The organism is Halomonas sp. 7T (assembly GCF_025643255.1).
Lineage (GTDB): Bacteria > Pseudomonadota > Gammaproteobacteria > Pseudomonadales > Halomonadaceae > Vreelandella.
Genome location: NZ_CP087112.1, coordinates 2,957,047 through 2,969,247 on the forward strand (window position 1 = coordinate 2,957,047; position 12,201 = coordinate 2,969,247).

At 56.7% G+C, this 12,201-nt stretch carries 10 protein-coding genes and 1 other RNA gene; 6 read left to right on the plus strand and 5 right to left on the minus strand.

Annotated elements, in window-relative coordinates:
- Nucleotides 1-247: 247 nt before the first annotated feature.
- From gpmI to LOS15_RS13835, 3 genes are all read left to right on the plus strand, one after another.
- Nucleotides 248-1,816: a 2,3-bisphosphoglycerate-independent phosphoglycerate mutase gene (gpmI, locus tag LOS15_RS13825; RefSeq protein WP_263066518.1), complete on the plus strand. Its 1,569-nt coding sequence runs from the start codon at nucleotides 248-250 to the stop codon at nucleotides 1,814-1,816.
- Between the two features lie 5 nt (nucleotides 1,817-1,821).
- Nucleotides 1,822-2,961: a murein hydrolase activator EnvC family protein gene (locus LOS15_RS13830; RefSeq protein WP_411537052.1), complete on the plus strand. Its 1,140-nt coding sequence runs from the start codon at nucleotides 1,822-1,824 to the stop codon at nucleotides 2,959-2,961.
- A 95-nt stretch (nucleotides 2,962-3,056) separates the two neighbouring features.
- Nucleotides 3,057-4,361, plus strand: a complete 1,305-nt coding sequence (locus LOS15_RS13835) for a S41 family peptidase (protein ID WP_263066520.1) — start codon at nucleotides 3,057-3,059, stop codon at nucleotides 4,359-4,361.
- On the opposite strand, the gene LOS15_RS13840 is transcribed toward LOS15_RS13835, so the two are convergent.
- From LOS15_RS13840 to LOS15_RS13855, 4 genes are all read right to left on the minus strand, one after another.
- Nucleotides 4,358-5,614, minus strand: a complete 1,257-nt coding sequence (locus tag LOS15_RS13840) for a UbiH/UbiF/VisC/COQ6 family ubiquinone biosynthesis hydroxylase (RefSeq protein ID WP_263066521.1) — start codon at nucleotides 5,612-5,614, stop codon at nucleotides 4,358-4,360. The two genes, LOS15_RS13835 and LOS15_RS13840, sit on opposite strands and share 4 nt — an antisense overlap.
- 26 nt (nucleotides 5,615-5,640) lie before the next feature.
- Nucleotides 5,641-6,867 (minus strand): 2-octaprenyl-6-methoxyphenyl hydroxylase, encoded by a 1,227-nt coding sequence (gene ubiH / locus LOS15_RS13845; RefSeq protein ID WP_263066522.1) that lies wholly within the window; start codon nucleotides 6,865-6,867, stop codon nucleotides 5,641-5,643.
- A gap of 73 nt (nucleotides 6,868-6,940) precedes the next feature.
- The gene (pepP, locus tag LOS15_RS13850; RefSeq protein ID WP_263066523.1) at nucleotides 6,941-8,281 is read right to left on the minus strand and encodes a Xaa-Pro aminopeptidase; all 1,341 of its coding nucleotides are present in this window, start codon (nucleotides 8,279-8,281) and stop codon (nucleotides 6,941-6,943) included.
- Between the two features lie 36 nt (nucleotides 8,282-8,317).
- On the minus strand, nucleotides 8,318-8,896 hold the full coding sequence (locus LOS15_RS13855) for a YecA family protein (RefSeq protein WP_263066524.1): 579 nt from the start codon (nucleotides 8,894-8,896) through the stop codon (nucleotides 8,318-8,320).
- 167 nt (nucleotides 8,897-9,063) lie between these two features.
- On the opposite strand from LOS15_RS13855, the gene LOS15_RS13860 reads away from it, so the two are divergent.
- The 3 genes from LOS15_RS13860 (at nucleotide 9,064) to LOS15_RS13870 (ending at nucleotide 10,251) form a co-directional block, all read left to right on the plus strand.
- A complete protein-coding gene (locus LOS15_RS13860; protein ID WP_263066525.1) occupies nucleotides 9,064-9,372 on the plus strand; it encodes a cell division protein ZapA in 309 nt (102 codons plus the stop codon).
- A 42-nt stretch (nucleotides 9,373-9,414) separates the two neighbouring features.
- A non-coding RNA gene (gene ssrS / locus LOS15_RS13865) (6S RNA) lies at nucleotides 9,415-9,597 on the plus strand.
- 6 nt (nucleotides 9,598-9,603) lie between these two features.
- Complete coding sequence (locus LOS15_RS13870; protein ID WP_263066526.1) at nucleotides 9,604-10,251, plus strand: 5-formyltetrahydrofolate cyclo-ligase; 648 nt, start codon at nucleotides 9,604-9,606, stop codon at nucleotides 10,249-10,251.
- Nucleotides 10,252-10,663: 412 nt separating this feature from the next.
- Here the strand turns inward: LOS15_RS13870 and ilvA are convergent, their stop codons facing one another.
- Complete coding sequence (ilvA, locus tag LOS15_RS13875; protein WP_263066527.1) at nucleotides 10,664-12,178, minus strand: threonine ammonia-lyase, biosynthetic; 1,515 nt, start codon at nucleotides 12,176-12,178, stop codon at nucleotides 10,664-10,666.
- Nucleotides 12,179-12,201: the final 23 nt, after the last annotated feature.

Sequence of the window (12,201 nt, forward strand, 5' to 3'; positions counted from 1 at the left end):
CACAATCTCTTGGTCTGTGCAGAAAAAAGCGGCCTAGCCACTGTCAGAAACGCGACAAGTATACACGTCACACAGCATAACGCGCAGGTCATGACGCCCGATGGCTGCCTGCGTTATGATGCCCCATGCACGCGAGCGTCGCGACCCCGACCAATAGGTGTTGTCTGAAGACTGCTTGAGCAGCCTTTCACAAGGTCTCAAAGCGCTCCTCTCGCACTTTAGCGAGCCAACTGAACGAGGTGTTTCCATGGCTACATCGACTGCCACTCCGCGCCCTGTCGCACTGATCATTTTAGACGGCTACGGCCATAACCCAGACAGCGCTCACAACGCCGTGGCCGCCGCCCATACCCCCGCCATGGATAAACTATGGGCCAGCCGCCCTCACGCCTTCGTCCACACCGACGGCCTTCATGTGGGTTTGCCAGAAGGTCAGATGGGCAACTCCGAAGTGGGCCATATGAACATCGGCGCAGGGCGCGTTGTGTATCAGGACTTTACCCGTATCACGAAAGCCATTGAAGAGGGCGATCTAGATACGATTGAGGTGCTGACCAAGCCGATTGATGAAGCCGTCGCCGCCGGTCGTCCTGTCCACCTGCTGGGGCTACTCTCCCCGGGCGGCGTACATAGCCATGAAGATCACTTTATCGCCATGGCGGAACTGGCTGCCCGCCGCGGCGCTCAGCGTATTTATGTCCATGCGTTTTTGGACGGCCGCGATATGCCGCCGCAAAGTGCGCTCCGCTCGCTTGAGCGTGCCAATGCCCGTTTAGCGGAGCTGGTGGGCGCTGACAACGGCTTTGTTGCCTCCATCATTGGCCGCTTTTACGCTATGGATCGCGACAACCGCTGGGAGCGGGTTGAGCAAGCCTATCGTCTGCTCACCGACGGCCACGCAGACTTTATCGCTTCTAGCGCAGAAATGGCGCTGCGCGATGCGTATCAACGCGGTGAAACCGACGAGTTTGTCGCCTCTAGCAGTATTCCGCTCAACGGTGATGCTATTACGCTGCAAGATGGCGATGCAGCGATTTTTCTCAATTTCCGTTCCGACCGTGCCCGTGAACTCACCCGCGCCTTCACCGAGCCCAACTTCAGTGGTTTCGAGCGTCGCGTTTGCCCGAAGCTCGCAGGCGACGGCTTAGTGATGATGACCCAGTACGCCGCCAGCATTCCCGCGCCAGCGGCATTTCCACCATCCGATCTGAGCGACACTCTCGGTGAAGTGGTGGCTAAGCGAGGCCTTACCCAACTACGCATTGCCGAAACCGAGAAATACCCCCACGTGACGTTCTTCTTCTCAGGTGGCAATGAAGCCGAGTACGAAGGAGAGGAGCGCATCCTGGTGCCCTCCCCCCGCGACGTTAAAACCTACGACGAAAAGCCCGAAATGAGCGCTTTTGAGATCACGGACAAGCTGGTAGAGGCGATCGACAGCGGCCGTTTTGACTTAATGGTTTGTAACTACGCTAATGGCGATATGGTCGGCCATACCGGTGATTTTAATGCCGCCGTTAAGGCAATTGAAACCGTCGACACCTGCGTTGGCCGCGTGGTAGAAGCCATCGAGCGGGCTGGCGGCGCCTGTTTAATCACCGCCGATCACGGCAACGCTGAGCAGATGGTGAACCCAGAGACCGGCGCCCCACAAACGGCTCATACCACCTTTACGGTGCCGCTTATCTACGTAGGCGAGCGAAACGGCGCGTTGAAAGATGGCAGCCTGTGTGATTTAGCCCCCACGCTTTTAACTATGATGAATCAACCTATTCCCGAGGCAATGACCGGGAAGCCGCTGTTACGCTTTCGTTAATGCCTATGCGGCGCAGCTTAATCCTTCTTCTCACGCTGGCGCTAGGGTATGCGCCAGCCGTTACTTTTGCCCAATCTGATGAACGTGCCGCACGCCAGCAGCTAGATGCTCTAGGCCAAGAAATTAACTCAATGGCTGAGCGTCTAAGTGCCACTGAGCGAGCACGCGATAGTGCTGAACGTGAGCTAAGAGAAGTGGAAACAGAGCTGGCCCAAACGCACCAACGTCTCGACACACTGCAAGCCGAACGCCGCCAGCTAAACGACGAAACCACACAGCTCCTCGCGCATCGGGAACGCTTAGAGAATGAGCGCGATGCTCAGTATGCTGCGCTCTCCCAACAGCTTGCGGCGCTCTACCGCCTTGGCCCAACGCCTCAGCTTAAACTGCTGCTGAACCAAAATGACCCTGCCGAGCTAGATCGCATGCAAGCCTACTTAAACCGGCTCACTCAAGCCCGTCAGCAGCGCTTAACAGACATTGAACGCTTAGATGCTGCACTGGCCGATACGCAGCAGGCCTTAAGCCAACGCCAATCACGGCTTGATACGCTGGCAGACGAGCTGGAGACCCAAAGCACCCTGCTTGCCCAACGCACCGCTGAGCGGCGCGGCGTTGTAGCAACGCTCGATGACCGCTACGGCAGTGAAGCTGAACGCCTAGCGGATCTTAACCAAAGCCGCGAACAGGCCGAGCAGCAGCTGCGCGCCATTCAGGCAGAGCTTGCCCGCTTAGCGCAACCGACTCCCACCACCCATATCACACGCACCCAAGGCGATTTGCCCTGGCCAGTGCAGGGGTCCATTACTGCGGATTTCCAACGCCGCGACGGCGTGCACTACAACGGCATCGTCATCCAAGCTAGCGAAGGCACGGCGGTGACGGCAGTGCATAGCGGCCGAGTGGTATTTGCCGATTGGATGCGGGGGTTTGGCAACCTGCTGATTATCGATCACGGTGACCAGATCATGACTTTGCACGCCCACTTACAGCAGTTCAGCGTCCGCCCTGGCCAGCAAGTCAACCGAGGCGATGAAATTGGCCGGGTTGGCACCAGTGGCGGCCAATCTCGTTCGGCGCTCTACTTCGAAGTGCGCCGTGGCGGCGAACCAATTAACCCACAACGTTGGATTGCACGCCGCTGACGGGATAAGCTGACGTGTATTACTACTCTATCCAGCTTTAACGTCTAATTTTGCGCAGCGCAGCGACGCGCTGCCTTTCGCCTAGCGGAGTCTGCATGACGCTAACTGTTACCGAGGTACCGGTCCCCGCCAAGCGTTTCTTGGCCACCCTGCTACCGTTTGTCCTGTTGTTAGCGCCGCTACCGCTGGCGGCTCAGCCCGCAGGTAACAGCGCGGTTGATGACCTTCCTTTAGAAGAGATACAAACCTTTGCCGAAGTGTTTGAGCGCATAAAACGCGGCTATGTCGAAGAAGTCGATGACCGCACACTGCTGCGTAATGCCATGCGCGGTATGCTCAGCGAACTTGACCCTCATTCGGCGTACCTAGACGAAGATGAATACCAAAGCCTGCGTGAATCTACCCAGGGTGAGTTTGGCGGGATTGGCATTGAAGTCGGTACTGAGAATGGTCAGTTAATGGTGATTACGCCCATTGACGACACCCCCGCTTCGCGGGCCGGGCTCCTCTCTCGGGATATTATTATTGGCATTGACGGCACACCCACTGACAGCATGTCGCTCCAAGAAGCGGTGGGCATGATGCGCGGTGAACCCGGTAGCCAGCTGCGCATCTCTGTGCTGCGGGCAGGGGAAGAGGCACCGCGCGAGTTCACACTGACCCGAGAAATCATTCGTAGTGAAAGCGTTAAGCATGAGGTGTTAGCACCTGGCTACGGCTATCTGCGCATCAGTCAATTCCAGTCACGCACCACCGAACAAGCGCGCCAGGCGATTGAGCGTATGGGCCGCGAACAGCCCCTTGAGGGCTTAATTCTCGACCTGCGAAATAATCCCGGCGGCGTACTCCAGGCTGCGGTAGGGGTCGCCGACCTGTTCCTGGATGAAGGGCTGATTGTGTATACCGAGGGACGGCTTTCCGACACCGAAATGTCCTTCTCAGCTTCACCAGCCACACCGGCTGGCGACGTACCGCTTGTGGTATTGATTAACAGCGGCAGCGCTTCAGCGGCTGAAATTGTCGCCGGTGCCCTGCAAGACCAGCGCCGTGGCGTGGTCATGGGAACCGAAAGCTTCGGCAAAGGCTCCGTACAGCAGATTATGCCGCTCGGTAACGGCGAAGGCCTTAAGCTCACCACCGCGCTTTACTACACGCCCAACGGCCGCTCGATTCAAGCACAAGGCATCACGCCGGATGTCGAGGTCGTTCGTGGGCGTCTAGAGGTTGCCGAAAGCCGCCGCGAAATCCGTGAAGCGGATCTCGACGGCCACCTCGGCGGCCAGTCGGCGCTACCTCGCGAACGCTCTGCATCTACCCAGCGGCTTCAGGATGATTATCAGCTGAGCGAGGCGCTTAATCTGCTTAAAGCGCTCAACGTCGTGGATCGCCGCCGCCGCTAATGACACGACAGCGGCAGGCGCCCCCGCTCTCCGGTGGCCTGCCGCATAATCATGCGCTTTAACGGCACCAGTTGATTCATACCGCTCATCCCGATATTACGCGCCAGCGTGAACACCGGTATATGGCTACCAAACAGCACCTTAAAGCCTTTCATCAGCCCTAACATGGCGCTGTTATCAAAACGCCGACGCCGCTCGTAGCGGGTCAAGGTGGTTAGCGCTCCCCACGGCGCGCCACGCTGCCACGCCGTGATCACTTCTTCAGCCAGCACTGCCGCATCCATAAAGCCCAGGTTCACGCCCTGCCCGGCCAGCGGATGGATGCTGTGGGCAGCATCCCCTACCAAGGCAAAATTAGGCTGCACATAGTGTGCCGCATGCCGCTGCACCAGTGGAAAACGGTGGGCATTATCCACGACGGTTACCTTGCCCAGCCGGTGGTTAAACGCACTGCCTAGCGCGTCACCTAATTGCTCCCGTGAAAGAGATGCAAGCTCCTCTGCATGCGCAGGCGTAGTAGACCAAACAATCGAACAGTAACGGTCATCGCCCTTCACCGTCAGCGGCAAAAAGGCTAAGGGGCTTCCCGCGATAAAGGCCTGACGCGCCGTAGCACCATGCGCTTTTTCGCATAAAACCGTCGTCACTAGCGCATCCTGCTCCATCGCCTCTTCAGCGACCTCAATCCCTGCCAGCTCACGCAGAGCAGAGCGCGCACCATCTGCAGCGACTAACAGCGGAGTGTGCAGCTGGCGCCCCCCCTCTAGCACCAGCCAGCGTCCATTACTGCTGGTCTGGAGCGCCTGGATACGTGCACCAAAAAACGCATGGACACCGGGTAGGCTCAGCACCTGCTCATTGAGCGCCGCCAGCGTTACAACGTTTTCCACAATATGCCCCAGCACCGGGGCACCCGCTTCATCAGCAGAAAAATTAATGCTGCCGCTGCCTTCAGCATCCCACACCTGCATATAGCGGTAAGGCGTTACTCTGGTCACCTCCATGGCGGGCCAAGCCCCTAGGTGGGTCAACAACCGCTGCGAAACAGGTGTCAGTGCGCTCACTCTGGGTTCAGGTGGGTGGTCTCCAAACGCGCTAAGCACTAGCGGCGACGCCTTAGCTTCCACCAGCGCCACTTGCATACCCGCCTTGGCAAGCAGCCCTGCCAACGCCGTTCCTACCATGCCTGCTCCAACAATCACCGCGTCAAAGTGTTCAACCGATGCCTTGTTTGCCGCTGTTTGCGTTGTCATCGCATGTTCCTTAATGGCTTAGAAAATCATCGCTCAAGACCCATTGCCCGGCGCGCGAGGCCACGGCGTAGCGGGCCGACCAGATTCAGCCCAATCAACCCCGCCGCACGGGCATGGGGCAGCAGGGGTAACGAGTAACCAAATAGACGCACCAAGCCATCACTAAAACGAATAACGTTGGCCCGATCCCGAGCGCGTCGCTGTTCAAAGGCAAGCAGCGTAGGCATATCACCCAGCGCCCGCTGGTGTTCAGCCCCCTGCTCCAACGCCTCCACCAAATCCATCACCGAGCGTAGCGCAAGATTAAACCCCTGGCCTGCAACCGGATGAAGCGCATGCGCCGCATTGCCCAGCACCGCCAACCCAGGCCTGACGGACTCTTCAGCGGTGATCAGCGAAAGGGGATAGCTGTAACGCTGCCCCACCCGAGTAAAGCGCCCAACGCGGTCGCCAAAGGCATTTTGCAGCTGCTGCAAAAACTCTCGATCAGGCAAGGCTAGCCGCGCTTGCTCGGTGCCGCTGGCGTGGGTCCATACGAGCTCCATGGCTTGGCCGGGTAACGGCAGCAGCGCAATGGGGCCCTCTGCTGTAAAACGCTCGTAGGCCACGCCTTGATGGGGTTGACTCACTCCAACATGAGCGATCAGTGCGGTTTGGTCGTAGGAGTGGCGGCGGCTGCTAATGCCTAGCTGCTCTTTAAGGCCAGAGCGACCGCCGTCTGCCAAAATCGTTAGCGCAGCGGTTAGCTCACTCCCGTCAGAGAGCACCAAGTGGTGGCCGTAGGCTTGCGGTGTTAGCTGGTCAACCTTCGCTGGGCAGTACCACTCAATGGGTAACCGCTGGAGCTGCTGATGAAGCACGCGCCCCATCCACGCATTGGGGATGACATGCCCTAGTGCTGTCACACCCAGCTCCTTGGCGCTTAACCGCGCAGCGCCTAGGCGCCCACGCTCACTAATATGAATACGCTCAATGGGGGCTGCTTCGTGCTGCATGGCTTCCCACACGCCTAGTTGGCGAAAGCGCTGGGCAGAGCCTTCGGCAATGGCGCTGGCCCTGGCATCAAAGCTGGGCTGCCAGGGCATATCCTGTGCGTTTTCAGGTAACGACGCCGCTTCAATAATCGCCACACGCCAGCCGTAACGCTCAATCAGCGGCGCCAATGCACAGCCTAAGCTTGCCCCTACCAGGCCACCGCCAACTATCACGATATCGTGGCTGAGCGTTTGTTTCTCTTGCTTAGCGCTTTGCATTGGCCTCTCCTGAACTCTTAACGTAAACCGTAACGTAAATTACATAATGCAGAAACAGCGTGTTTAAGACGGGTTATTTATTGCTCATTAACTGCTCTATTTCTGCTACCTGTTTAGGCACCGCAGCGGTCAGCACCTCATGCCCCCTAGACGTCACCACGACATTGTCTTCAATACGAATGCCCATGCCGCGATAAGCCGTGGGTATATCGTCTTCGTCAGGTATATAGAGCCCGGGCTCAACGGTCAGCACCATGCCTTCCGTTAGCGGGCGCGGGGTTTGCTCATCAAACCGGTAAGTGCCCACATCGTGAACATCCAGCCCTAACCAGTGAGAAGTGGAGTGCAGGTAGAAGCGCCGATAACTCTCATCATCTATGCGCGCTTGAATTTCACCCTCTAACAACCCCAGCGCAATCAGGCCAGCGGTCAGGTCATGCACAACGCCTTGGTGAATATCGGCAAGCGTAGCGCCGGGAGCAACGGCTTCAACAGCACGCACTTGGGCGTCTAACACCACTTGGTAGAGCGCCCGTTGGGCATCATTAAAGCATCCGCTAACGGGGAAGGTGCGCGTAATATCGCCAGCATAGAGATCGAACTCGGCGCCAGCATCAATCAACACCAGCGTATCAGCCTCTAGCTCGTCGCTGTTTTCAATATAGTGCAGTACGCAAGCGTTCGCGCCACCGCCCACAATCGTACTGTAGGCTGGCCCGCTGGCTCCTTGGAACCTGAATTCATGCTCCAACTCTGCCTGAAGTTGATACTCGCTTAACCCCGACTGGCAGGCCCGCATTGCCCGCACATGGGCCTGGGCAGAAATAGCCGCGGCGTGGCGCAGCAGCGCGATTTCTGCCGGGCTCTTAATCAAACGCATGGAGTGAATTAGCGGACGGCTATCCAGCCAGCCTTTTAGGGCAGGTTGACCCCGCCGCAAGCCTGCCTGGGCATGGGCTAACGCGTCTTCGGCGATGCTGAGGGCGTCAGGGTTATCCAGCGGCGCGTAGAGCAGCTCACGGCCTTCCAGCAGGCCTGGCAACAGCTCATCGCGCTGGGCATTTTCATACGCTTGGTCAAGACCATGCAGGCGCTCGACACCCTGGGCGCCCAGCCGCCTACCCGTCCAGGCTTCCAGAGTGGGGTCACGGTCTTGGCAAAACACCACGCTTTGCCCCTCCTCGCGGCCGGGCAACAGCACTAACAGCCCGTCTGGCTCTTGAATGCCGGTTAAGTAGTAGAAGTCGCTCTGCTGGCGAAACGCGTACTCGCTATCGTGAGAGCGCGTGACCAAGGACGCCCCTGGCACCACCATGGCAGCATTGTGCGGCAATTGCGCTATCAGCGCTTCCCGCCGCTTTTGATACTCAGCGGGTTCAATCGCGGCGGGGCGGGGCAGTAACTCAGGCAACATAACAGCTCCTGTCAAGACGTTTGGAAAAGGCAGAGATCAGTGAACGGGGGCGTCAGCTTGCTCAACCTGGGGCATGCCGGGGTGCTGTTCGGTATACAGCAGCATGGCCGCCATACGCGCATGTTCAGTCAGCGCAAATAGGTCATTCTCGTTTTCAGAGCTATCGTCGATATCGGTTTCGATCTGCGCAAGCCCTGCCAAATCCTCGATGGCTTCACGCAGGGTTTGCGACCAGCGCTCGCGCAGCGTGTCGTCGGCGACATCTTCGACCACTTCCATAAAGCCTAGTGTCCACTCTTTTAGGCCTTGAGCCTGTTCGGCTAATGAAAACAGCTCATCTGGCAGCAGCGGCGCGTAATTCAAATCGCTGGCGCTCAGTGCGTCTAACGTTTGCTTTCGCCAGCCGAGCAAGCGTTCTGCGCTGGCGGCGTCACGGGGCTGTTCAACGCCCAGGCTGAGGCAGACCTCTTCCAACCACGCTTGAGCAGTAATATCGCGCAGCGCCAACAGGGCCGATAAGCGGCCATCTAAAAAGGCCGGGGACTGCATACTGCCATGTAAAAGAAACACATCTGCAACATCAGAAAAATCCTGGCGCTCATCAATAAGAGACATGGTGATAACTCGCGTTAGCTTAATTAAAGAAAAATACGTTACGACAGCGGTCAGCGCCTTCGCGTTGACCCCGCATAAGCGGCTCTCTTATAGTGGATGCCGTCTATCCTTTCTATGCAGTGATGTTAACGCATCGGCCAACAAAATGACCGGTGCTGGAGCCTTTGATGAGTAACGCTAAGCGGCCAACGAAAGAAGTCACCCTACTGGGTCGCCACTATGTAATTGCCTGCGACACCGGTGAAGAAGCCAAGCTTGAGCGCGCTGCTCGCTATTTAGACCGCGCCATGCAGGGCATTCACTCCCAAAGCAGCGTGCTGGGCAGTGAACGCATTGCCATCATGGCGGCGCTTAATATCACCCACGAGCTGTTGGAAACGTTAGACGAGCACCGCGCCAGCGAAGCGAACCTCAGCCGCTTAAATGATCGGCTTGAAAAGGCACTGGCAAACACGCGCCGGAGTGAAGAACCTTAACGCGATACTTTGGCATTAGCCCTGGCTCTGGTAGGATAGCGGTGTTCTCTGGGGTGTACGCCAGTCGTTATAGTCCCTCGAGCCTATGCGCAGTACCCAGGGGGCCAAATGCTAGCCAGGCCCGTGTGCATGTCCGTGCGTCGGAAAGCCTGACGGTCTGGCTGCGGCCACCCACCTGAACCAGTAGGTTCAGGGCCAGAACGACAGCGGCACTCTGGGGAACACTTTGTCATGCACGACCTCTCTTCGTGTCATATCACCTCTCGCCAGCGCTTGGATGATAAGCGCACCCTGCGACGTGAGCTTAAGCAGAAACGACGCGCACTTTCTCCTTATCAACAGCGTCAGGCTGCCACTGCCCTGTGTCAGCGGCTAAAACGGCTGCCCGAAATTCGCCGAGCTAAACGCATCAGCCTCTATCTCCCGGTCAACGGTGAAATTGACCCAACGCTGTTAATCCCTTGGCTTCGTCAGCGCGGCATTGCTATCTATTTACCCGTACTACGTCCTTTTAGCGCCAACAGTCTCTGGTTTGTTGCCTACCGCGATACAACGCCGATGGTCACAAACCGCTTTGGTATTGCCGAACCTTGCCCACGCTTTGCAGCACAGAAACACAACCGGCTGCCGGCATGGGCACTGGACACGTTAATCGTCCCACTGGTGGGTTTTGATGCTCAGGCAAACCGAATGGGCATGGGAGGCGGCTTTTACGACCGTAGTTTAGCCTTTATGCGTCGCCGAGGGCCTGCGCCTACACTCATTGGCGTGGCCCATGCCTGCCAGCAGGTAGAGGCGCTCCCCACGGAGCCTTGGGATATTCCACTCAGCGCGGTCGTTAGCGATCAGTCAACAGTTCGTCCAAAAAAAGCGGGCTGACTCTATGAGCCAGCCCGCTTTCAAAACGATTCATTACCCTAGGTGGAGCAGCGTTATGCCGATTGCTGCGGGGTCATGTAGCGAGTTAACTCCCCGACACCGCTTGCGCATATCCAGTAGCTAATACGCCAAGTAAAAATACTACTGTTAACGCCATCACCATATCAGGCTTTTTACGCCGCATGCCTCTTCTCCAACGTCTTTCGCAGTTGCCCAAAACCCCTCAGTGCGTCGCCAAGGCTTTACCTTTGGAAAGGAGACACACTGTATTAATTTCGCTCATGACTATAGGGCTATAAAGACTTACTGACAACTGCGATAAGCGCTATTTTTGACGATCAATTAAACGTTTTGTTGTGTTTGGATTGCTTGGCTGCTCTCTCTCAACGCGTTAGTGAATACTCACTTACAATTAAGCCATAAACAAACGATAGGCTGGGTTATCGCTCTCTTGCCAATAGCGATAGCCAATGGCATCCAAGTATTCAGTCACATGGGTACGATCCCCATTTGGCACCTGCATTCCCACTAACACACGGCCGTAGGCGGCACCGTGATTACGATAATGAAACAGCGAAATGTTCCAGTCATGGGGCAACTGGGTTAAGAAGTTCATCAAAGCGCCGGGGCGCTCGGGAAATTCAAAGCGGTAAAGCTCCTCTTCAAAGCGCTCGCTAGGACGACCGCCACTCAGGTGACGAATATGCAGTTTCGCTAGCTCGTTATCGGTAAGGTCTTCCACTTGGTAGCCCCCTTCGCGGAGCTTATCAATCACCGCCTGACGATCTTCTCCCCCCGGTTTAACTTGAACACCCACAAAAATATGCGCTTCGCTATTATCCGCATAGCGATAGCTGAATTCAGTCACCATGCGCTTACCCAGGGTGCGGCAGAACTTTTTAAAGCTGCCGGGTTTTTCAGAAATCGTCACCGCCAAGATCGCTTCACGCTGCTCCCCCAGCTCGGTGCGCTCGGCGATATGCTGAAGACGGTCAAAGTTGGTGTTAGCCCCCGAGTTGATACACAGCAGCGTTTGGCCTTCAACACCGGTTTGCTGCACGTATTTTTTTAGGCCTGCCAAGGAGAGTGCACCCGAGGTTTCCGCCACCGCGCGCGTATCTTCAAATATATCTTTCACCGCCGCGCACATTTCGTCGGTATTAACGGTAATGACTTCATCTACCAAGTCGCGCACCAACGAGAAAGGCACTTCGCCAATTTGCGCAACGGCCACCCCTTCCGCAAACACACCTACCTGATCTAACACCACTCGCTCGCCAGCTTCCAATGCGGCTTTTAAACAAGCACTATCTTCAGCTTCTACGCCGATGATTTTGATATCTGGGCGTAAATACTTAACGTATGCCGCGACGCCTGCAATTAATCCGCCGCCGCCTACGGGGATAAAAATCGCGTCTAACGGCCCGCTGTGCTGGCGCAGAATTTCCACCCCGATAGTACCCTGGCCTGCGACCACATCGATATCATCAAAGGGCGGGATATAGGTATAGCCGTGCTCTTTGATCAATTCCTGCGCGTGCTCAGCAGCGGCGGCAAAGGCATCACCTTTCAGAATGACCTTAGCGCCACGGGCACGCACCGCCTGTACCTTGATATCAGGCGTAATACGCGGCATCACAATAACCGCCTTCACACCCATCAGCTTGGCGGCCATGGCTAGTCCCTGGGCGTGATTTCCTGCGGATGCGGCAATCACGCCTTTTGCCTTCTGCTCTTCAGACAGCTGGGCCATTTTGTTGTACGCACCGCGAATCTTAAAAGAGAATACTGGCTGAAGATCTTCGCGCTTAATTAAAATTTGGTTATTGAAACGACGCGACAAAAAGGGAGCGGGTGAAATAGGCGTCTCACAAGCAGCTTCATAAACGCGGGCTTGGAGGATCTTTTTGACGGTTGCTTCGAGCATGCGGAATTCCCAGAAAAATAGCG